Source organism: Methylocystis sp. (assembly GCF_051062815.1).
Lineage (GTDB): Bacteria > Pseudomonadota > Alphaproteobacteria > Rhizobiales > Beijerinckiaceae > Methylocystis.
The window spans coordinates 14618-35399 of sequence record NZ_JBPFDU010000048.1; the positions used below are offsets into that span (position 1 = coordinate 14618).

Here is a 20782-nt window from a genome sequence, read left to right on the forward strand (position 1 = left end):
CGTTCGACCTGCAGGCGCGCCTACGTGTCGTCGACTACTGGATCGTTCGCGCAAATTGGCGACAGCGATCACGCGAGGACGATAACGCCTGTCCCGATTGATGCACGCGTATACAAATGCGCGATATCCTGACTGATCATGCGGTCGCATTCGGACGAGACATTTACGCCGATCGTTTCGGGTTCGGTCGCGCCGTGAATGCGGTAGCCGAGCGGCGAAGCTGTTGTCAGAGGTTGTGCACTGGGTGACAGAAAGAGATTGCCGCCGAAAAGCTGGAAACTCGACAGCCCCCGAACGAACCCCATTTGACCTGAGCGTTGGCGGCGGCGGTCAACATAAACCGCCGCCGCTCAAATGGTGAACCGCCGCTATTACCATCCGTAGCCGTCGGGATATCCGTAAGCTGGGTCGCCATAGGCTGGATAACCATAATAATACGGTTGTTGTGCGTAAGCGCCTGCCGCCGCGGCGGCCCCGAGGACGCCCACGGCGGCGGCTGCAGCCGCTGCCGCGCCCGGATTATATCCACGCCGATAATAGCCGCCCCGATAGTTGCGCCGATAGTAGATTTGATCGGTTAAAGATGGTGCTTCCATGCCCTCGGAGCGCGCTACGTTGATCGGGCCTGCCCAAGCGTTGGCTCCCAAGGTCGTCGCGACCAAGCCGCTGCACAGGACGCCCGTGACGATCGACTTCAATGTAATTCGCATGTCTGCCTCCGCTCGCCTTTAAACAATTGCGACGCCCCTCGCGAGAAGCTGGATCGTCGCCTTATATTTGGCGCTCAAAACGTCTTTGTCGAGGCCAAGTCGATGCGCGACAGGAATGGATCGTCTCGTCGAGGTCAACAGATCCGGGATGGGCGACGCCGATCCCACGCTGATCCACAGCATGGGGGGCGATCGGTTAGACGCGCTGGTCGGCTCGTTCGAGCGACGCAGGCTCCTGTAAAGCGCTGCAAAAAAGAAGGGCGAGACGGCCAGCGTCTCGCCCTAGACATACGCCGCGAAATTCGGTCCGATCAATGAGACCAAGCCGCAGCCCACTGCAACTGTTGTGATTGCCGCAATATTCAGATCAACGGTTCTTCCTAGCCTCTGGCGCGGCAGTGCTCCACCTGTGGAAAATACCTAATTGATAAGGGGTTAGACGAAACCGAAGACGCGCGCTCCGCACTCCACTTCCTCAAACCGCCGGGAGCTGCCCTCGCCGGATCTGCACGCCGACGTGATTTCGACGAAGGTGTCGGCTAGGAGGCTATCGGCTATAAGGCTGGATGGGACCAAGAACGGCGACGCCGCACTGACCGACACGGAATTTCGAGAGGAACATCGTGAGGATCTCGTTGAAAACCACTCGTCTCGCGGGCTCAGCGATACGCCGCCGCCGCAATCAGCGTCGAAGCGTATGCGCTGGATTCAACAGAGGCGCCCTTGCCATTGCGATTTTGGCCGTCGCGCTCTCCAGCGCTGCCGAGGCGAAGCAGAAGCATGCGGTTCCTCCGCCAATCCCGGCGGGCGCAGAGACGGCGCCGCCTTTGGATCAATGCGGGCATCCGATCGTCACGGACAACGTCGGAAAACCGTACATAGACCCTGTCTGCATCGCCCTCTCCGATCACCTGCAGCCTCCGCTCTATATTCCCCAGCCTGAATGCAATAGAGGCGTGGAGCCCTATGATTCGAATTGCTTCTTTGAGCGACTCTTTACGGTGATGACGGCCTCGCCGGGCCCCCCGCCGCTCAATAGGCCTCCTGCTCCCTATCGCTTTAAATAGTCCTTGAGCGATTCACGCCGGGCGGCGCTCTCATCCGATGCCCGGACTGCCTCCGCATAAGGCGCGGCGGGGCGCGAGAATCGACGCCATTTCGCCGCGATTCAGGCGCATGTACAAAATCTCCGCCCTGTTCCGAAGGTGGGATTATACGCATGCACGACCTCATCATTCCGCCGGAGTCGCCACAGCCGAAAAGACACGGCCCGCCAGCAAAACTGCCGGTGGAGATCGTCATCGACCGCCGCGGCAATCGGCCGGTCCGCTATGGTCTGATCGCCGCGTTGATCGGACTTGCCGGACTTGCGGCCACGCATTTTTATGCGCCCGACCGTTCCAAGGACGCGACAGTTCAAAAGGCTGAGGCGCCGGCGCCCCAGCAGGTCGCGATCCCGGTATTGGACGAAGCGTCGAATCGTCGAATCGCCGCCCTTCAAAATGAAGTGCAGGAGTTGCGCACGAAATTGGACGCCGTGGAGAAACGACAACAGGCCGACAGTGTTCGCGCACAGCCCGCCAGCCCCCCTCCGCCCGCTGTCGAAAACCAAGCTGCTGCAGTCGCCGCGAAAGCTGCGCCCGTGACGCGTTTGCCCGAAAAGGGGCAGCCCAAAGTCGCGCGCGCCGCCGGAAAGGAAAACGCCAAAGTCGACATGACGCCCGTCCAGACGATCGCGCCGGCTCCGAAAGTCGTTAGCGGCTACAGGGTGCGCGACGTTTATCACGGCGCCGCTCTTATTGAATCGGACAGGGGCATGATCGGAGTCGAGCCCGGCGAAGTCGTGCCGGGCGTTGGTCGAGTGATGGCCATTCAGGAACGCGGCGGCCGTTGGGTCGTCGTCACGGAGAGCGGAGAAATTCTGGGGCACGCGCGTGGACAGTCGCGCGCCGCGGCGCCGCGTCAGCGCCAATTCGCGCGAGAACTCTACGGCTTTGAGCCCGGTCCCTTCGGACCGCCGATGTTTCCTCGCTACTGAGCGATCGGCGCTCGTAGCTCCGAGAAGCGCGGGCGGGCAGAGTGAACGCACGCGCGCCAGGATACGTGTGAGCCTTCGATGCGATCGCAATCAGTTGCGACGCGCCGGCAAGAGGCGAAGCGTTTCGAACGGTCCCCAGGCGAATTTGCCGTTGTCGACGGCGAAATCGCCGTCAGCGACATATTCCACGACGAGCTCGGAAATCTGCCGCCACTCTTCTGGCGTAGGCGCTTCCCAAATCGCTTCCGGCGTTCGCTCGTCATTGCACAGAGCAAAGATCGCCTGGGCGATTGCGGGATGGGTTTGCCGGTTGACGCTCCATCCGACCGGCGGCGGGACGCAAGAGCATATTCGATTGTTCATCGTCGCCTCCTCGGGCTCGTTTCGCCCGGCGCGAGGCGCGCCGTATTGAATGTTAGCATAGAAGGCGGCAGGCTGGAGAGATCTTCGCCAATAATTTCGCTGGCGCGATCACAGCGGCGCCTTGTCCGAATATCGGCCGGGAGCAGGATCCAGCTCTGGAGCGCGCGCGGCGATTCCGATGACGTGAAGGAAGACCATGAACGCTGCCCTATATGCGGTCTTAGGCGCATCTGCTGCGAGGTTTCACATGCAAAAACTATCCGTGTTGGCGGCGATGTGCGCAGCCTTGAGTTTGACCTGGGAGACCGCCGCCGCAGGGGCAATGAGCGCCAATAATTTCATGCTTCCCACGAAAGACGTCGCGCTCAAATGCGCGCCACTGAACTACTCGATACATTGCTCGATATCTTTGAGAGCTAATCCACAATACAGTTCTTATTGCTTCTATGTCGCGGCGGGTCAGTCATATCCCATGAAGACTGACTACCGTTTCGGATTCTATAACAACGTCGTCAGCCTCCAGCTCAAGAACAGTTCTCCGGTGACCGCTCAATTGAGAGACCTGAGGACCGGCGCGCATGCGCGATGTTTTGAAGCCGGGTGATCGGGCGCTGTTCCTTCGCGCCGGCGCTGCTTTCCCTTCGCTTGCAACGGGAGTGGACGCGGCGCAGTGATGCAAGCGGGAAAATGAAGGCGGCGGCGCGTCTATTCAACTCATTTTGCCGAGTTGTCTTAACGTGACGCTTTCCTTCGGGCGCTAAACTGGCTCAGGCGTCACGTCGCCCTAGCTGATGATGGGCGGCGCGTTTGGGGATGAGGCATGTCAAAAACTCTGTTCACTTCATTGGCGAAAGTCGCCGCACTCGCGCTCCTTCTCGCCTCTCTCGCTGCGCCAGCCTTGGCGCAACCGATCAATGTGCTGATTTTCGGCGATAGCCTTACATCTGGCTTCGACCTTCCCGAGGCGCAAGGATTTCCGGCTCAGCTCAAACACCGGCTGCTCGCCGACGGCTATAACGTTGTCGTGTGGAACGGCTCCAACCCCGGCGACACCAGCGCCGACGGCTACGCGCGCATTAACCAGGCGCTGCAATACAATCCAGATCTCGTCCTTGTCGAGTTCGGCGCCAACGACATGCTGGACCGTACCGATCCGCGCGTCACCTACCGCTATCTCGACGCGATCATCCGCATCTGCAAGGCGCGCGGCGCGCGCGTGATCCTTGCCGGCATGCTCTCGCTGCCAAAGAACGGACCAAACTATATCGTCGGGTTCAACAACATCTATCCGACTCTCGCGCACAGCAATCGCGTCCCGCTCTATACTTTCATGCTGGCCGGAGTCTACGGCCACCCGGCGCTCATGCAGAGCGACAACGAGCACCCGAATGCGCTTGGCACCGCGGTAATGGTGGCCGGCATCGCGCCGCTGATCGAGGCGAATCTGCGCAGGATCCGCGTCGCCTCGCCGACGCCCTCACGTCGCGGCGCTCCGCTATTATCGCGGCGATAGCCCCGAAAGGGCGCCAGCCATGCGCCTGGACGATGGAGGCGGCGATGCGGATACTTCGGCTGGCGGTTCTTCTGCCCTTTACGCCCGCGTTTGTTTCCCCGGCGTCGGCGCAAGCCACGGCCGCGGACATTGTCGCGGCGCATATTCGAAGCCAGGGATACCCCTGCGACGCGCCGCAAGCCGCAAAGCGCGACCCTCGTGCTTCCAGACCGGACGAGCCGGTCTGGCTGCTGACCTGCTCGAACGCCCGCTATCGCGTGCGTTTGGTCCCCGACATGGCCGCGGCTGTCGAGCAAATTCATTGAGGCGACGCAGATCGCCCGTCGACGCCGGCCGCGCTCTGGCGAAGATCCCGCGCTCGGGCTTGTGATGTGCCGGGGCGCCTCGGATTTTGGCCTCAGGGCTCGGCGTAGCGCCGCCAAAGGCGTTCTCTTGCCATCGCGCCGGGCCTTTGGCATATGTCTTTCGCGCGCCGCCTTATTATGCGGGCGCATGGAGACGTGGCCGAGAGGCTGAAGGCGACGGTTTGCTAAATCGTTATAGGGGAAACCCTATCGTGGGTTCGAATCCCACCGTCTCCGCCAGTCCAGATGCCGTTCTTCCGCCCCTGCCCATCGACGGACGCCAGCGGGCGTCAATTTGCGCTCGCGTCGCACCGCGGACGAACGAGCGCTTCCCTCTCCGCCGCTACATCGGTGAAGCTCACACGATCGCGAGATAGGCGCTGAACGCGGCGATGGTGAGCAGCAGCACGGCGAGGAAATACAGGCTGACGCTCGTCGCGCGCGCCGTATAGGGCTCGTCGCGCGCGAGCAACCGCGCGGTATGGATGAAGCGGATCGTCGAAATCACGATCAGCATGACGCCTGCGCCGATGAGCGCCGCGCCGCCGTAACGGCCCGCCGGATGTTCCAAACGATGGATGTGCAGTCGCTCGGCGTCGACGGTCACCGCGCCGGCGATGGTCAACAGGAAGAGATTGAATCGCTCGATGACGAAGCCGAGAGCGATGACCGCAATGCCTGTCCGAACCCAGGCGAGGAAGGTCCGCTCATTGGCCGCGATATTGGTGTAATCGCGAATCATGCCCCTCTCCTCCGCGCGAGCGCCGCGCCCCGCGTCATTGCCGCAGCGGCGGCGAATGCCTATAACATTGCCAAACGCGGCGGGAGCGCCGCCCATTCCTCTAAATGCGAGACGACATGCCCTGGAGCGATCAAGGCGGGCCGCGCAATCAAAATAACAATCCCTGGGGCCAGCCGGGAGGTCCCTGGGGACAGGGCTCCGGCGGGCAGCCGCCGGACCTCGAGGAGATGCTGCGCCGCAGCCAGGAAGGCCTGAAACAGATTCTGCCGAGCGGATTCGGCGGACGCGGGCTCGCGATACTCGTGCTGGTCGCCGTGCTCGCCTGGTTGCTCTCCGGGCTTTACACCGTCGGACCCAACGAGATCGGCCTCAACCTGATCTTCGGCAAATATATGGGAAAGACCCAAGCGGGCCTGAACTACAATCTTCCGGGTCCGATCGGATCCGTTGTCAAGCTTGCGGTTACCGACCGTAACATCACCGACGTCGGTTTCCGCGAAGAGTCGAACGTCGTCTCGGATGGGCGTCGCCGGGGGTCGGTCTCCGCGCCTCGAGGGCCGGAAGCGCCTGAAGAAAGCCTGATGCTGACCAGCGATGAGAACATCGCCGACGTCAAGTTCCGCGTCATCTGGCAAATTGATCCGGCGAAGCCGGAAGACTACGCCTTCAACGTCGCCAATCAGGCGGGAACCGTGAAGGCCGTGGCTGAAAGCGCCATGCGCGAGATCATCGGCCAGACGCGAATTCAAAAGATTCTGACCGCCGATCGCAAGTTGATCGAGCCCGCCAGTCAGGCGTTGATGCAGAAGGTGCTCGACGACTATCACGCCGGGGTGCTCGTGCTGCAGGTGCTCTTGCTGTCGGTCGATCCGCCGCAGCAGGTGATCGCGGCTTTTCGCGACGTGACCGCCGCCCAGCAGGATCTGCAGCGTCTCGGCAATGAGGCCGAAGCTTACGCCAACCGAGTTGTTCCGGAAGCGCGCGGCGGCGCCGCCCGCATTCTGCAGGAGGCCGAGGCCTACCGCGAACAGATCGTCGCGGAGGCGCGCGGCCAAGCGTCGCGTTTTGAGCAGATTTACGCTCAATATAAAAACGCGCCCACGATTACGCGACAGCGTCTCTATATCGAAACCATGGAGCGCGTGCTGGGCGGCTCAGAGAAAGTCATTCTCGACGACCCGTCGAAAGCCGGCGGCGGCGTGACGCCCTTCGTGCCCCTGCCCGCCTTTACGCCCTTCCAAGGAGGCCGCAAATGAGGTCTGGCCTTCTCTTCGCGCTCGCCGTCGCGCTGCTTATCGGCGTCATCGCTGTCGGCGGCGCCCTCTTCACCGTTTCGCAAACCGAACAGGCGGTGGTGCTGCGGTTTGGCGAACCTGTGGCCGGGCGAGGACTCATCACCGAGCCTGGCCTCCACTTCAAGTTTCCGCTTGTCGAGAATGTCGTCACCTTCGACAACCGCATTCTCGACGTTGAGAGCCCGAATCTGGAAGTTCTCGCCGCCGACAACCAGCGGCTCGAGGTCGACAGCTTCATCCGCTATCGCATCGTCGACGCGTTGCGGTTCTATCAGACCGTTAACAGCGTCATGGGCGCGAACAATCAGCTTGGTTCGGTGTTGAACTCCGCCGTCCGACGCGTGCTGAGCGAAGCCAACCAGCAGCAGATCGTGCGAGACGAGCGCGCCGGGCTGATGGTGAAGATCAAGGAGCAGGCGGACCGCGAGGCGCGAAAATTCGGCGTGCAGGTCGTCGACGCGCGCATTCGCCGCGTCGATCTCCCACAGCAGATCTCCGAAAAGGTTTTCGGGCGCATGCAGACCGAGCGCCAGCGCGAGGCAGCCGAATATCGCGCCCAAGGTTCGGAGCAGGCGCAAAAAATCACCGCCAAGGCCGATCGCGACGTCGTTGTGCTGAAAGCCGAAGCGCAACAGAAAGCCGACCAGATGAAGGGCGAAGGCGACGCCGAACGCAACCGCATCTTCGCCGAAGCTTTTGGCCGGGACCCCGACTTCTTCGCTTTCTATCGGTCGATGCAAGCCTATGAGAGCGCTTTCAAGCCGGGGGAGACGCGTTTCCTGATCAGTCCGCGTTCGGAATTCTTCCGTTTTTTCTCAGCTCCGGAGGCGAGCGCCGCGCCGAGCGCGGACCAATCGGAACCGGAGCGAAACCCAAAAAAATGACCCGCAAGCGCGTGCGTTGAGCCGCGCCCGGGCATACTTGTCCCTCGACAGGAGACATAACGCATGACGTCCGCACTTCGTCGCGCCGCGAGAACGATCCTCGCGACCGCGCCCGTACTCTACCTCGTCGTCGCTCCGGCGCAGGCGAAAGGTCCCGATTCGCTTTCGGAACTCTCCACTCAGGTCTCGGACGCCGTGGTCAACATTTCCGCCACCACGGTGGATGCGAAACGCAGCTCCCGTAACGACGGCCCCAACCTGCCGCCTGGAGTCGGACCGGGCGCGCCCTTCGACGATCTCTTTGAGGAGTTCTTCCGACGGCGTGGCCAGGGAATGCCGGAAATGCCGCGTCAGCGCAGATCGAGTTCGCTCGGCTCCGGTTTCGTGATCGATCCCTCGGGCATTGTGATCACCAACAACCATGTCATCGCCGACGCCAATGAGGTGACGGTGATCCTCAACGACGGCCAGAAGCTCAAGGCGGAAGTCCTGGGCAAGGACCAGAAAGTGGACGTCGCGGTTCTGAAGGTGAAGCCGGAAAAGCCGCTGAAAGCGGTCAAATTCGGCGACAGCGACAAGGCGAAGGTGGGCGACTGGGTGCTCGCCGTCGGCAACCCGTTCGGACTCGGCGGCTCGGTGACGGCCGGCATCGTTTCGGCGCGCAACCGCAACATCGATAGCGGGCCATACGACAACTACATTCAGACCGACGCTTCCATCAACAAGGGGAACTCCGGCGGACCGCTGTTCAACATGGACGGCGAAGTCATCGGCATCAACACCGCGATCCTGTCGCCATCGGGCGGCTCGGTCGGCATCGGTTTCGCGACGCCGGCGAATACCGTGGAGCCCGTCATTGAACAGCTGCAAGCATTCGGCGAGACCCGCCGCGGCTGGCTCGGGGTCCGCATCCAGAATATCGACGACGCCATCGCTGAAACGCTCAACCTCGGCGCGACGCGCGGCGCGCTCGTCGCCGGCGTCGACGACAAGGGCCCGTCCAAGCCGGCGGGGCTGAAGGTCGGCGACGTGATCGTCAAATTCGACGGCAAGCCGATCAAGGAGTCGCGCGATTTGCCCAAGCTCGTTGCGGCGACCCCGGTCGGCAAGGATGTCGACCTCGTCGTCGTGCGCAGCGGCAAGGAGCAGACCAAGACCGTCAAGCTCGGCCGACTTGAGGACGGGGAGAAGGTCGCTTCGAAGGGCGGCGGCGACAAGGAGAAGTCCGAAAGCGGCGGCGACGGCTCCTCGCAGAGCGTGCTGGGGCTGGAACTGTCGCGTCTGTCGGATGCGTTGAGGACGCGCTATCAGATCAAGGACACCGTTAAGGGCGGCGTTGTCATCACCGCCGTCGATCCACGGTCGGAGGCGGCCGAGAAACGCCTGCAGGTGGGCGAGGTGCTGCTTGAGGTCAATCAAGAAGCGGTGAGCGACCCGGCGGATGTGCTCAAGAAAATCAAGACTCTGAAAGGCGCGGGCAAGAAGACTGCGCTGCTGATCGTCGCGAACGGCCAGGGCGACGCGCATTTCGTCGCATTGCCGGTGGAGTGATTAAACCCTCTTCCGCCTGCGGCGGGAGAGGGACAAGGAGGGAGGCTGTCATTCGACAAACTCCTCGCGCCTATACCCCTGCGCGTAGAGCGCAGCGGTGAGATCGGCATGGTCGACGCGCGCATCAGCCGCCTGCGCCACTTTCGGCTTGGCGTGAAAGGCGACGCCCAGACCCGCCTCGCGCAGCATCTCGAGATCATTGGCGCCGTCCCCGATCGCCAACGTCGAGTCTCGCGACAGGCCTCGCGCCTCGCGCAATTCGACAAGCGCAGCGCGCTTGGCTTCGCTTCCCAGGATCGGCGCGACGACCGCGCCCGTCAGCGCGCCGTCAGCAATTTCGAGATGATTGGCGCGCGTCTCATCAAAGCCGATGCGTTCGGCGACGGGCTCTGTGAATTGCGTGAAGCCGCCCGACACGAGCGCCGTATGGGCGCCATGCGCGCGCATGGTGCGCACAAGCTGTCGCGCGCCGGGCGTCAGAGTGATGCGCGTCAGCAGCGTCTCGATCTGCGCCAGGGTCACGCCCGCAAGCAGCGCGACCCGCTCGCGCAAGGCGCCCTCGAACGCGACCTCGCCGCGCATCGCGCGCTCGGTGATCGCCGCGACATGCTCGCGCAAGCCGACAAGGTCAGCGAGCTCGTCGACGCACTCCTGCCCGATCATGGTCGAATCCATGTCGGCGACCAGCAGTTTCTTGCGCCGGCCCGTCGTCGGCTGAACGATGACGTCGATCGGATCGTCCGCGACCGCCACCTGCAGCCGCGCGCGCAAGTCGGCAAGGTCATGCCCCGCCCCAGACAGGAAAGCGTCAACGGCATGATCGGGCGCGAGCCAGTCACGCCCTGCGTCGATCAATCCAGCGTCGTAGAGCGCGCCAGATACTGCGCGTTCGTTGAGCGCCGCGCCCCGTCCGGCGACGAAGGTCGCGACGTAACCGATGGGCTTTGACATCTCCACCGTTTCAGCGGCAATAGCGCCATGCGCGCACGCGCCATTCTCATTGCAGGTCCAACCGCTTCGGGCAAGTCCGCGCTCGCGCTCGCGCTCGCGCGCCGTCGGCGCGGCGCGGTCGTCAACGCCGATTCAATGCAGGTCTATCGCGACCTGCGGACCGTCACCGCGCGCCCGACGATCGAGGAGGAAGCCGCCGCGCCGCATCTTCTCTTTGGGCACGTCGATGCGGCGACCAACTATTCCGTCGGACGCTGGCTCGAGGATCTCGCGCGCGTTCTGCGCGACCTCGATGCGCGCGAACTGACGCCGATTCTCGTCGGCGGCACGGGAATGTATTTCCGGGCCGCGCTTTACGGGCTTTCAGACATTCCCGCCGTTCCCGGCGACGTGCGGGAAACGATGCGCGCCTGGGCGCAGGACAAGACCCCGCAGCAGCTTCACGCCGAACTTGCCGCGCGCGACCCGGCAACGGCCGCAGTTCTGCGCGAAACCGATCCGCAGCGGCTGTTGCGCGCGTTGGAAGTCCTGGAGGCGACAGGCAAGCCGCTCGTTTCCTTTCAAGGTCCGCGCAGCCCGCCGATTCTGAAGGCGTCAGAATGCGCGGCCTTTTTCCTGGCGCCCGAGCGGGAGACGCTTTACGCGCGCATCGACGCGCGCTTCGAGTGGATGACGCAAGCGGGCGCGCTCGACGAGGTCGCGGCGCTCAAGGCGCGCGGGCTCGATCCGTCGCTGCCGGCGATGCGCGCGCATGGCGTGCCCCATCTCATCGCTTATCTCGATGGACGACTGACGCTTGCGGAAGCGATTTTGCGCAGCCAGCTCGATACGCGCCGTTACGCCAAGCGTCAGTTCACCTTCGCGCGACACCAGCTCCCGAGCTTCAAATGGATTGCAGGCGAAACGCCGCTGCGCGACGTCGAAGACGCGCTCAGCTCATGCGCGCGACCCACATCTGGAACAGAGTGAGGATGATCTCCATGGCGATCAATATGATGATTGTCCATTCCAGCCGAACCGAACGCGCCGCGTCGATGAGATCCGTCAGCGCGCGCGCCGTCTCGCCGATCACGTCGATCTTGGCGTTGAGCGTGCGCGCCCGCGGCGTGAGGTCATACTCGTCCTCCAGTCGCGCATAGAGCCTTTCGAGGTCCGGCCGATCCCAGAGCACATCCGGCTTGTCATCGACGGCGACGCGCCCTGAAACGCGATGCCGGACGAGCAGAGTCTGGCCGATGAGCTCCAACATGGATTTGCGCTTCCATGGCGGGCTTCCCCTCGCCGCAAGCTCGGCGGCGAAGGGCTCAATCGTATCGAAGACGGCGTTGACGCGGCGCTCGTCGCGCGCCAGGGCGACGCTTTTCGCCAAGACGTCGGCGATCACCAGCAACCGCGCTTCGGAAAGGTCCTTTGCCGCCAGGCGACCGTCCGGCAGCGCCTTCTCCTCGCCGTCCGGCGTCGCTTCGATGATCAAGGTCTCGTCGTCGCCCCGCGAAGCGCCTGCAACCCGAAGGCCGATCTTTTTGACGATCTCATCCTCCTCCAGCGGCGAAAGGCCGAAGAGAACGGCGACCCCGAAGCGGTAGAGCACGGCAAATCCGCTCTGCCCGGCGTGGAAGGCGAGCGGCGCCGTAGAAACGAGATCCGCCCGTTCGAGCCCGTCGGTGTCAATCCGCTCGCCAAGCAGCAGCGCGCGCGCCGTCAGCGCCTGCCGGCTGATCGCGGTCGTCGCGGGCGAATTTATCGTTTCGACCATTTGCTGACCTTGTGGGTTGCACGCGCGATTATATCTCTGACGCGCGCACTCGTTCTGCTCGCCTTGCGTGACGCTGGCAAAAAAGCTAGCAAGCGGCAAGGTCGCGGGAGAGATCACCCTTATGACTTATGTCGTCACGGAAAACTGCATCAAGTGCAAGTATATGGACTGCGTTGAAGTGTGTCCGGTGGACTGTTTCTACGAAGGCGCGAATATGCTGGTGATCCATCCGGACGAATGCATCGACTGCGGCGTCTGCGAACCCGAGTGCCCGGCCAACGCCATCAAGCCCGATACGGAAGAGAATCTCGAACAGTGGCTGCAACTTAACGCCGAGATGGCGCAGAACTGGCCCAACATCACCATCAAGCGGGAGCCGCCCTCTGACGCCAAGGAATGGGACGGCAAGCCCGGAAAATTCGAGCAATTCTTTTCGCCGGAGGCCGGCGAGGGAGACTGAACGGCGTTAGGCGCCGGTTTGGCGCCTAACTTGCAGATGATGAGTTTCCACATCCTTAATTTATCTGAAACGTCAGAAGCCATAATCAGTTAGCGTAGTTCGCGGCCTAAGCGCGGGCGCCGCTCGCGCGCATATGCCTTTGATTTTCACGCTTGGGCGTGTTATAAATCACACACTAAATGCACGCCTTGTCGAAGGGCGATCCGGCGCCAGTCACCGTCTCGCGACGAATTCGAAAGCCTCTCTTTCTCGAGGGCCGGCCTGTTGGCCGGCTATTGAGTATGCGGCGCTAGCAAGGTTTCCACGAGCCGCCTTCGCGGCGCCGCAGCGGCTTTTTCGCCGGCGGCGTGCGCGATTCGTCAGGCAGCGATGGTCCCGTCTCCACAGCGGGACAGCATAGGAGTAGCCCGCGTATGCCCTCCAACAAAACCGAGAAAAAGTCGCCTGCGACTGCCTCCACCGCAGCAGCGCGCGCCAAGGGCTCGGCCGCTCGCTCCAAGACGCTCGCCAAGCGAGCCGCCAAGAGCGGCGCCACCAAGAGCGGCGCGACGAAAACCGCCGCAGCGAAGAGTTCAACATCGGCGTCGAAGAAGTCGGCCAGCCGCTCCGCCTCGGCGGGAAAGCCCGCGCGGGCCGCTTCGAGCCCGAAGAATAGCGCAAAAACCTCCGCAAAACCCGCGAGAACGATGACAGCCAAAACAACAACGCCGAAATCGAAATCGACTGCCAGAGACAAGACCGCCAAGGCGCCGGCGCGCGCTACGGCGACGCGTCGGACAGCGGCGAGTTCTCGCAGCGTGGCCCGCGCCTCCGCCGCCAAGCCGGCGGCGAAGCCGACCGCCAAGACTGCGGTCGCAGGCAAGAGCGCGACGAAGCGCGCCGTGGCCGCGAAAGCGGCCAAAACCGCAGTTGAAAAGGTGAGCGCCAGCGCTCGGACGCCGGCGGCGAAACCCGTCGTTTCCAGCAAGACCGCGGCGGCGAAGCCCGCCCAGGCGGCGACGCCGACCGCAGCGGCCAAGCAGCCGGCGGCCAAGCCCATCGAGCAGCAGAAGCCGGCGACGCCCGTCGCGCCTGTGGCGGCAAAGGCGCGTCCCGTAGTGGAGGCGGAGCTGAAATCCGTTGTAGAGACGGTCGCGCCCCCGCCCCCAGCGACGTCTCAGGAGACCTCGGCGGCGCCCGGCATCGGCGTGCGACCGGCTATTCCCGCCAGGCCAAAACCTGCGGCGCCGTCGGCCAAGCCTGCCTTCAAGCTCCACGAATACATCGTCTACCCGGCGCATGGCGTCGGGCAGATCGTCGGCGTCGAGACGCAAGAAGTCGCGGGCTTCAGCCTGGAGCTCTTTGTCGTGAGCTTCATCAAGGACAAGATGACCCTCAAAGTGCCCACGAGCAAAGTCGTCAGCGTCGGTATGCGCAAGCTCGCCGATACGGGCGTCGTTGACAGGGCGCTGCAGACGCTGAGCGGCCGCGCGCGCGTCAAGCGCACCATGTGGTCGCGCCGCGCTCAAGAATATGAGGCGAAGATCAACTCGGGCGATCTCATCACCATCGCCGAGGTGGTTCGCGACCTCTACCGGTCCGATACCCAGCCCGAGCAGTCCTATTCTGAGCGCCAGCTTTACGAGGCCGCCTTGGATCGCATGGCGCGTGAAGTCGCCGCCGTGCGCAAGCTCATCGATTCGGAATCGCTGAAGCTGATCGAATCCTTTCTGCTGAAGGGCCCCCGCCGCGGGCCGAAGGCGGAGGGGGACGCGGGCGATGACGGCGGGGATGAGGCTGACGTGGACCGAGCCGCCTAGAGCGCTTCCCGATCACATGGAACCATGTGATCGATAAGGAATCGCTCACAATCAAATTGTTGGAGCAGGTTCTCATCGAAAAAGTCTGTCAACTTTTTCGGAACCTGCTCTAATCAGGCAACAAAAAACCCCGGAAGCGACTTCCGGGGTTTTTTCGTTACACTCTTGCCGGCTCGTCAGGCGTCGCCGACTCTTGCATCCGCGACAGCGCGCGCCTCAACTTGATCAGCGCGCGACTTTCGATCTGCCGCACCCGCTCCTTGGAAATGCCAAGGCGATCGCCCAGCGTCTCAAGCGTCACCAGATTTTCCGCCAGCCGACGCTCGCGCACGATGCGCAACTCGCGTTCGGAGAGAATCGCCAGCGCATCCTTGAGCCAACGCGCGCGCCGATCCGAATCCAGCGTCTCTTCGACGACCTCGTCGGGGAGCGGCTTCTCGTCGACAAGAAAATCCATCCTCTGCGCGGAGCCGGATGTATCGTCGTCGACGAGCTGCGCGTTCAGCGACACGTCGGAACCCGATAAACGCGAATCCATCATCTCCACGTCAGCCCGCGAAACGCCGATCGCGTTCGCGATCGTCTGATAGGTGTCGACTGAGCTCCTACCGTGATTTTCGCGCGCCAACCGCGCACGCAAGCGACGCAAATTGAAGAACAGCGCCTTTTGCGACGAGCTTGTTCCACCCCGCACGATCGACCAGTTACGCAAAACGTAATCTTGGATCGACGCTCTGATCCACCATGTCGCATAGGTGGAGAAGCGTACGTCTCGCTCCGGCGCGAACCGCGCTGCGGCCTCCAAGAGTCCGACGTGGCCTTCCTGGACGAGATCCGAGAGCGGCAATCCATAATGTCTGAACTTCGCCGAAAGCGCGATGACGAGGCGCATATGTGCGGCGGCGAGCTTATGAAGCGCTGTAGCGTCGCCCTGCTCGCGCCAAGCGATGGCAAGTTGCTTTTCTTCGCCGCGTTCCAAAAAAGGCGCCTCAGCCGCAGCCTTGATCAATTCGCGCCCGAGTCCAGGCATATAAGCCATGACGCCCTCCATACGCGACCCCACTAATGGTGGGATTCCGCGCGCCAAGATTTGCCTTGCTTTGGATAACCGTCAGGCGCGGCAGTTGTTCCCAAAGCGAGCAAAAACCGGACTTCACTCGGTTACGATTTTGTAATGTTCGCTGGCGGTGAGGGCGTCGCCGGCGGACAGCCCGTTGAGAAGCATAAAATGTTCGACTGGCCGGTTAGGAACCACCATCCGCGCGGCCATCGTTTCGATCGTGTCGCCAGGGGCGGCGACAGCCACCGCAATCCTCAACGGCCGCGCGTCAGTGGTTTCATCGGGGCCGAGCCGGCGGAAGGATCTGATCGACTCCATGAAGAGCGCGTCGGCCTCGTCGCTCAATTTGCGCGCTGCAAAAATCAGGCGGTAGAGAAAATCGCCCGACCGGATCACCGCCAGCCGGAAATTCCACTCTCCCGCCCGAGCGACGGCGATCACGGCGGGGAGGCCGTTGATGTCCATCTTGCGCACGGAAGAAGGAAGCAGGCCATCGACCCAACCGGAGCCGACATAGGCTTCGAGATTCTCGTCCGACGGCAGGCGCACGCTGTCGAGCCGCAAGGCTTCATTGTCGGCTTCGCGCACCCCGAATACCGCTTCGTTGGAATTTTCCAGAAGAAAGCCCTCAGGCGCGGTGAAGGCGAAGCGCAGTCGCGGATGGGTGAATCTGCGGTCGCGAACGTAGCCTTCCATGGGATCGTCGCCGAACGCGACGCCCTTGATGGCCTCGAGATAGCCGGTGCGGTCGGCGACGCCGATCCCGGGCGCTCCGATTTGTCGCGCCGCGGCGACAGCCCGTGTGATGCGGTCGGGGGTGGAGGGATGCGTCGACGTAATGTCGAAGTCGAGCGACTTCTTCTTTCCATAAAGCGCCGCGCGCAAATCCGTCGACCGACCCAGCGCCGTCAGGAAGCGCGAAGCGCCATACGGGTCGAAGCCGGCTCGGGCGATGACGCGGACGCCGGCGGCGTCGGCGTCGAGTTCCTGCTGACGGGAGAAACTCGCGACGGAGAGCCGCTGACTGGAACGCACCTCGTCGCCTTTCTGGCGATTCTGAATCACCGCCGCGGCTTGCGAGATGATCGCCGCCTCCCGCTCGCGTTCGGCGCGGAGCGCGCTGTGGCGCAACGAGACATGGGCGATTTCATGCGCCATCACCGCCGCCGCCTCCGAAGCGTCTCCGGCAAGCGCCAGCAGTCCGCGCGTGACGTAAAGATTGCCGGAGGGCAGCGCGAAGGCGTTGACGACAGGCGTATTGAGAATTGTCACCTTGTAGGTTGGCTGGCCGGGCGTATCGCTGACGCTCGCCAGCTTGGCGAGAATGCCATCAAGGTAATGCTCCGCGCCCGGAGCCACATATTCGCCGCCGAATTGGGCGACGAGCTCCTTATGCTGAACCGTGCTGCGATTATCGGTTCGCGGCCCAGCCGGCCGCGTCGGAGGCAATGGGGCGGTAAAGATCTGTCCTTGCCGCTCGAGCTCCGCGCAGCCTCCGATCGCCAAGCCGATGACGACGGCCAGCAAGGCGAGCGCCGTCCGCCTAACGAGAGGAGACGCTGTCAACAAATTCGATCTCGGCTGGCGTAGCGATTTCGATGCGAGCCCCGGTCTCAATAAGTCCTCGTACGCGCGCTCGCCGCCCAACCAGCGAGCGGGGCTCGATTTGCCCGAATATAGCCAAATTGCGCCGCAGAATCACGACGGTGAAGCTATCGCGCCACTTGTCGCCAAAATTAAGGTAGAAGGCGCGCCGCGACTCGCCGACCGAGCGGATCGCGCCGACGACGACAATCATTCCCTTGCGCCGCTTCAGATCGTCCACCGCGCCGGGCGCCGAGACGTCGATCGGGCGGAACTCCGGCCGCGACCAAACCCCGACGCCCGACTCGCGCGCCGGGGCCTCGGCGGCCAAATACGCCTTGGCGCAGGCGGCGGCCGCCGGGTCCGGACGAAAGCGCGCCTCGCCCGCCAAGAGCAGCGCGGCCGCCACGGACGTGAGGGGCGCCGAAGCACCTCCCTCGGCCGGGCTTGCGTAAATTCTCGCCTGCGCCCTGCCCCAGCGGTCCAACGTCGAAGCAAAGGCGCCCAGGAAAATGTCTCGGCCGGCGAGCCACGACGACAGACGGCTGCGGATGGCGGCGCGCAGCTCCGCCATTTCCGGCGGTGGAAAGTCGAGGCCCGCGAGAGCGGCGCGACGGCCATCATCGAGCAGCAGTTCGAAGTCCTTATCCACGGCGGCGACGGTCGCCGGAACGGCGCCCTCGAGCGAGCACTCGCCGGTTTCCGCGGCCGGCGGAAGCGACTCGGCGCGTGACGGCCAAGCCGCCGCCACAAACGAGGCCATCGCCATTCTTTGAACCCAAACGAGACTCAATGATCGCATCGCCTAATTTTAGCCGAATGGGCGCCTATGGTAAGGCGATGTCGCGCCGCGTCGAATTGAGCGGCGCCTTTAGCGCAAGTCTCGGCCTTCGCGACCATGTTCCCACGCTACGCCCTCATCTTCGCCCTGCCCTTGCTCACGGCGGGCGCCGCCCAGGCATTCGACGTCTATGGCGATCCCCGCCCCGAGGGAGAGCTCCGCCATGCTCAGACCTACAATGTTCCGCCTTCGGATATTTATGAAGGTCCTGAGGCGGGACCGGGGTCGGACGCCGCGGCGGCGATGCGGATCGATCGGCTGGAGCGCGAGCTACGCCGATTGACCGGACAAAACGAGGAGCTGCAGCACAGGGTGCAGCTTTTGGAAGAGCAGCTCCGCGCCGCAAAGCCCGAGCCGCGCTCGGAGGCTGCGCCGCATGGGCCGACGGCTCCGCCAGCCGTCGCGTCGACGGCGCCCGAGACGAGCGCCAACGCCGGCAAGCGCGGCGACGCCTTTGATCCCACAACACAGCCGACTGCGCCGGGCGCGCCGCGGCCGCTCGGCACGACGACTCCGTCAGCGCCGCTCGAAAGCGCCGCCCGACCGACGGGCTCGGTGACGACGGCCCCTGTGCGCGAAGCAGGCCAGCCGCTGGATATCGCCCACGGCCGCCTTGTCGGCGATCAGCCGGCGCCGGCGGAGATCGCCGCCGCGCCGCCGGTCGCTGGCCCCAAGGAGCAGTATGACCAGGCGGTAGGCGCGTTGCGCGCCGGCAAATATGAGGAAGCGGAGAAGTCGCTCTCGACGTTTTTGTCGAAGAACGGCAAGAGCAAGTTCGCCCCCGCAGCGACATTCAACCTCGGCGAAAGTTACTTTTTGCGCGGACGGCACCGCGAAGCCGCCGAACGATACTTGGAAATCTCGACGAAATACGGCGACTCGACGCAGGCGCCGGAAGCGCTGTTGCGGCTTGGCCAGTCGCTGAGCGCAATGGGCGCGAAGGAGCAGGCGTGCGCCTCCTATTCCGAGATCAATGTCAAATTCCCGAAAGCGGCGACGCGAATCCGCGAAGCGGCTCAGCGCGAAAGCAAAAAAATTCAATGCTAGCCGTCCGCGCGGCGGTCGGCGCCCCTCCGGCCTAGGCATGCCGCGCACGGAGGCGGAAGACCTTGCCGCAATCGACGACGACTCGATCGAGGGACGTCGTGAAAACGCGCTCGAACTCCTTGCGCCCTACCCCTCCTTGCTGCTCGCGGTTTCCGGCGGGCCCGACTCCGTCGCCTTGATGCTGCTATGCGCGCAATGGTCTTTGCGCGCGTCGCATCACATCGCCGTGGCGACGGTCGATCATCGCTTGCGCGAAGAGGCGCGCGCCGAAGCCGAAGAGGTCGGCCGCTGGGCGCGCGCACTAGGCTACGCCCATCATTTATTGACGTGGGAGGAAGAAAAGCCTTCGACGCGCCTCCAGGAGCGGGCGCGGCGCGCGCGATACGCGCTGCTGACCGCCTGCGCGCGGCGAATCGGCGCATCCGCCATCGCGCTTGCGCATCATTCGGAAGACCAGGCCGAAACGATCCTGTTTCGTTTGACCCGCGGCTCCGGAGTCGCCGGACTTGCAGGCATGGCGCGCATCGCATGCCACGAAGACATCCCGCTGCTACGGCCCCTGCTCGACTTTCGCAAAGAGGAGCTCGAGGCGGTCTGCGCGCGCGCAGCTCAACCATTCTTTCGCGACCCGTCCAATGAAGACGAAAGCTTCGCGCGCGTGCGGCTGCGCAGGCTGGCGCCTATGCTCGCCGCGCAGGGGCTCAGTCGAGATGCGCTTCTGCGGCTTGGATCGCGTGCGGCGCGCGCCGATGCCGCGCTGGCGCATTGCGCCGCCGAAATGCTGGCGCACGCGCTGCGTCGCGACGAAGCGTCATGCGTCGAGCTCGACGCCGCGACGCTGTGCGAGGCGCCGCTGGAAATTCTCCAGCGCGTGCTCGCGAGCGCGATCCTGCATATCGCGCCCGCGGCTGTGCTTCGCCTCGAACGCTTGGAGCGCGCCAGCGCGCGCGTGGCCGCCGCCCTGACTGCGCGCAGATCGGTCCGAATGACGCTTGCCGAGGTCTCGATTGACGCGAACGGCGGACGGATTCGGCTGCGTCCGGCCCCGCCTCGCCGCTTAAGCTCGACTTAGCGAATTCGCGTTGTAGGGGACGAACTTGTCCGAAACGGCCAAGTCCCCACGCAACAACGCCTGGAATCACGGGCTTTTCCGAGACTTGGCAACGCGTCCCGGTGCGCCTAAATTAAGCGCATGAGCGGAGCGCTTCGGGGGATAAGCCCGACCGAGCGGCTCCCGACAGGCTTCCCACATGAACCCACACTTCAGAAACCTCGCGCTCTGGGCAATCATCGGGTTGCTCGTGGTTGCGCTTGTCATGCTGTTTCAGCAGCCTGGCCAGCGCACGCCGATCCGCGACATTTCATATAGCGAACTGCTGACGCAGATCGATCAGGGCCGCGTCCACGACGTGACGATCGCGGGCAATGAGGTCGTTGGGCACTTCAACGACAATCGGCCGTTTACGACCTATGCGCCGGACGACGCCAATCTCGTGCCGCGCCTTCAAGCCAAGAACGTCTCGATCAGCGCCAAGCCGAATAATGAAGGCGGCAGCTTCTTGGTGACGCTCCTTCTCAACGCGCTGCCGCTCGTCGCATTCCTCGCGGTCTGGATTTTCCTGTCGCGGCAGATGCAGGGCGGCGCAGGCCGCGCGATGGGCTTTGGCAAATCGAAAGCGAAACTGCTGACGGAGACGCAAGGCCGCGTCACCTTCGAGGACGTCGCCGGCGTCGACGAAGCCAAGGAGGATCTGCAGGAGATCGTCGAATTCCTGCGCGATCCGCAGAAGTTCCAGCGGCTCGGCGGGCGCATCCCGCGCGGCGTGCTGCTCGTTGGACCGCCC

The 20782-nt window shown here is 63.6% G+C and carries 25 protein-coding genes and 1 tRNA gene; 15 read left to right on the forward strand and 11 right to left on the reverse strand.

Annotated elements, in window-relative coordinates:
- Positions 1-68: 68 nt before the first annotated feature.
- Together ACR65W_RS07525 and ACR65W_RS07530 are read right to left on the reverse strand one after the other, a co-directional pair.
- Positions 69-305 (reverse strand): L,D-transpeptidase, encoded by a 237-nt coding sequence (locus ACR65W_RS07525; protein WP_434498249.1) that lies wholly within the window; start codon positions 303-305, stop codon positions 69-71.
- Between the two features lie 66 nt (positions 306-371).
- A complete protein-coding gene (locus ACR65W_RS07530; RefSeq protein ID WP_434498248.1) occupies positions 372-710 on the reverse strand; it encodes a hypothetical protein in 339 nt (112 codons plus the stop codon).
- 115 nt (positions 711-825) lie between these two features.
- On the opposite strand from ACR65W_RS07530, the gene ACR65W_RS07535 reads away from it, so the two are divergent.
- Complete coding sequence (locus tag ACR65W_RS07535; protein ID WP_434498247.1) at positions 826-951, forward strand: hypothetical protein; 126 nt, start codon at positions 826-828, stop codon at positions 949-951.
- A gap of 418 nt (positions 952-1369) precedes the next feature.
- Here ACR65W_RS07535 and ACR65W_RS07540 read toward each other — a convergent pair whose 3' ends face one another.
- Positions 1370-1492, reverse strand: a complete 123-nt coding sequence (locus tag ACR65W_RS07540; RefSeq protein WP_434498246.1) for a hypothetical protein — start codon at positions 1490-1492, stop codon at positions 1370-1372.
- Positions 1493-1929: 437 nt separating this feature from the next.
- Here ACR65W_RS07540 and ACR65W_RS07545 point away from each other — a divergent pair, with 437 nt between their 5' ends.
- Positions 1930-2748, forward strand: a complete 819-nt coding sequence (locus ACR65W_RS07545; protein WP_434498245.1) for a hypothetical protein — start codon at positions 1930-1932, stop codon at positions 2746-2748.
- 90 nt (positions 2749-2838) lie between these two features.
- On the opposite strand, the gene ACR65W_RS07550 is transcribed toward ACR65W_RS07545, so the two are convergent.
- Positions 2839-3111 carry a hypothetical protein gene (locus tag ACR65W_RS07550; RefSeq protein WP_434498244.1) on the reverse strand — a complete coding sequence of 91 codons (273 nt, stop codon included), beginning with the start codon at positions 3109-3111 and terminating at the stop codon, positions 2839-2841.
- 247 nt (positions 3112-3358) lie between these two features.
- Here ACR65W_RS07550 and ACR65W_RS07555 point away from each other — a divergent pair, with 247 nt between their 5' ends.
- The 4 genes from ACR65W_RS07555 to ACR65W_RS07570 all read left to right on the forward strand — a co-directional run bounded on the left by ACR65W_RS07555 (position 3359) and on the right by ACR65W_RS07570 (position 5208).
- On the forward strand, positions 3359-3715 hold the full coding sequence (locus ACR65W_RS07555) for a hypothetical protein (protein ID WP_434498243.1): 357 nt from the start codon (positions 3359-3361) through the stop codon (positions 3713-3715).
- Positions 3716-3931: 216 nt separating this feature from the next.
- Positions 3932-4624 carry an arylesterase gene (locus tag ACR65W_RS07560; protein ID WP_434498242.1) on the forward strand — a complete coding sequence of 231 codons (693 nt, stop codon included), beginning with the start codon at positions 3932-3934 and terminating at the stop codon, positions 4622-4624.
- Between the two features lie 44 nt (positions 4625-4668).
- On the forward strand, positions 4669-4929 hold the full coding sequence (locus ACR65W_RS07565) for a hypothetical protein (protein WP_434498241.1): 261 nt from the start codon (positions 4669-4671) through the stop codon (positions 4927-4929).
- A 189-nt stretch (positions 4930-5118) separates the two neighbouring features.
- Positions 5119-5208: transfer RNA gene (locus ACR65W_RS07570), tRNA-Ser, on the forward strand.
- A 118-nt stretch (positions 5209-5326) separates the two neighbouring features.
- On the opposite strand, the gene ACR65W_RS07575 is transcribed toward ACR65W_RS07570, so the two are convergent.
- On the reverse strand, positions 5327-5710 hold the full coding sequence (locus ACR65W_RS07575) for a YidH family protein (RefSeq protein WP_434498240.1): 384 nt from the start codon (positions 5708-5710) through the stop codon (positions 5327-5329).
- Between the two features lie 116 nt (positions 5711-5826).
- Between ACR65W_RS07575 and hflK the strand changes: the two genes are divergently transcribed.
- The 3 genes from hflK (at position 5827) to ACR65W_RS07590 (ending at position 9440) form a co-directional block, all read left to right on the forward strand.
- Positions 5827-6966, forward strand: a complete 1140-nt coding sequence (gene hflK / locus ACR65W_RS07580; protein WP_434498239.1) for an FtsH protease activity modulator HflK — start codon at positions 5827-5829, stop codon at positions 6964-6966.
- Positions 6963-7889, forward strand: coding sequence for a protease modulator HflC (hflC, locus tag ACR65W_RS07585; RefSeq protein ID WP_434498238.1), 927 nt, complete (start codon positions 6963-6965; stop codon positions 7887-7889). Before hflK ends, hflC begins: the two co-directional genes overlap by 4 nt.
- Before the next feature lie 63 nt (positions 7890-7952).
- The gene (locus ACR65W_RS07590) at positions 7953-9440 is read left to right on the forward strand and encodes a Do family serine endopeptidase (RefSeq protein ID WP_434498237.1); all 1488 of its coding nucleotides are present in this window, start codon (positions 7953-7955) and stop codon (positions 9438-9440) included.
- A gap of 48 nt (positions 9441-9488) precedes the next feature.
- Here ACR65W_RS07590 and serB read toward each other — a convergent pair whose 3' ends face one another.
- Positions 9489-10391 carry a phosphoserine phosphatase SerB gene (gene serB / locus ACR65W_RS07595; protein WP_434498236.1) on the reverse strand — a complete coding sequence of 301 codons (903 nt, stop codon included), beginning with the start codon at positions 10389-10391 and terminating at the stop codon, positions 9489-9491.
- A 27-nt stretch (positions 10392-10418) separates the two neighbouring features.
- Between serB and miaA the strand changes: the two genes are divergently transcribed.
- Positions 10419-11360 (forward strand): tRNA (adenosine(37)-N6)-dimethylallyltransferase MiaA, encoded by a 942-nt coding sequence (miaA, locus tag ACR65W_RS07600; protein WP_434498235.1) that lies wholly within the window; start codon positions 10419-10421, stop codon positions 11358-11360.
- On the opposite strand, the gene ACR65W_RS07605 is transcribed toward miaA, so the two are convergent.
- Positions 11323-12147, reverse strand: coding sequence for an RMD1 family protein (locus ACR65W_RS07605; RefSeq protein WP_434498234.1), 825 nt, complete (start codon positions 12145-12147; stop codon positions 11323-11325). The two genes, miaA and ACR65W_RS07605, sit on opposite strands and share 38 nt — an antisense overlap.
- Before the next feature lie 121 nt (positions 12148-12268).
- Between ACR65W_RS07605 and fdxA the strand changes: the two genes are divergently transcribed.
- Positions 12269-12607 (forward strand): ferredoxin FdxA, encoded by a 339-nt coding sequence (gene fdxA, locus ACR65W_RS07610; protein WP_434498233.1) that lies wholly within the window; start codon positions 12269-12271, stop codon positions 12605-12607.
- Between the two features lie 289 nt (positions 12608-12896).
- Here fdxA and ACR65W_RS07615 read toward each other — a convergent pair whose 3' ends face one another.
- Positions 12897-13508 carry a hypothetical protein gene (locus ACR65W_RS07615; protein ID WP_434498232.1) on the reverse strand — a complete coding sequence of 204 codons (612 nt, stop codon included), beginning with the start codon at positions 13506-13508 and terminating at the stop codon, positions 12897-12899.
- Here ACR65W_RS07615 and ACR65W_RS07620 point away from each other — a divergent pair.
- The gene (locus ACR65W_RS07620) at positions 13489-14406 is read left to right on the forward strand and encodes a CarD family transcriptional regulator (protein ID WP_434498231.1); all 918 of its coding nucleotides are present in this window, start codon (positions 13489-13491) and stop codon (positions 14404-14406) included. The two genes, ACR65W_RS07615 and ACR65W_RS07620, sit on opposite strands and share 20 nt — an antisense overlap.
- 157 nt (positions 14407-14563) lie before the next feature.
- Here the strand turns inward: ACR65W_RS07620 and ACR65W_RS07625 are convergent, their stop codons facing one another.
- From ACR65W_RS07625 to ACR65W_RS07635, 3 genes are all read right to left on the reverse strand, one after another.
- On the reverse strand, positions 14564-15445 hold the full coding sequence (locus ACR65W_RS07625) for an RNA polymerase factor sigma-32 (protein WP_434498230.1): 882 nt from the start codon (positions 15443-15445) through the stop codon (positions 14564-14566).
- Between the two features lie 114 nt (positions 15446-15559).
- Positions 15560-16993, reverse strand: coding sequence for a M48 family metalloprotease (locus ACR65W_RS07630; RefSeq protein ID WP_434498229.1), 1434 nt, complete (start codon positions 16991-16993; stop codon positions 15560-15562).
- 16 nt (positions 16994-17009) lie between these two features.
- The gene (locus ACR65W_RS07635; protein WP_434498228.1) at positions 17010-17813 is read right to left on the reverse strand and encodes a nuclease; all 804 of its coding nucleotides are present in this window, start codon (positions 17811-17813) and stop codon (positions 17010-17012) included.
- Between the two features lie 135 nt (positions 17814-17948).
- On the opposite strand from ACR65W_RS07635, the gene ybgF reads away from it, so the two are divergent.
- The 3 genes from ybgF to ACR65W_RS07650 all read left to right on the forward strand — a co-directional run.
- Positions 17949-18938, forward strand: coding sequence for a tol-pal system protein YbgF (gene ybgF, locus ACR65W_RS07640; protein WP_434498227.1), 990 nt, complete (start codon positions 17949-17951; stop codon positions 18936-18938).
- Between the two features lie 37 nt (positions 18939-18975).
- Positions 18976-20010, forward strand: a complete 1035-nt coding sequence (gene tilS / locus ACR65W_RS07645) for a tRNA lysidine(34) synthetase TilS (RefSeq protein ID WP_434498226.1) — start codon at positions 18976-18978, stop codon at positions 20008-20010.
- Positions 20011-20188: 178 nt separating this feature from the next.
- A partial coding sequence (locus ACR65W_RS07650) for an ATP-dependent metallopeptidase FtsH/Yme1/Tma family protein (protein WP_434498225.1) occupies positions 20189-20782 on the forward strand: 594 nt, incomplete at its 3' end.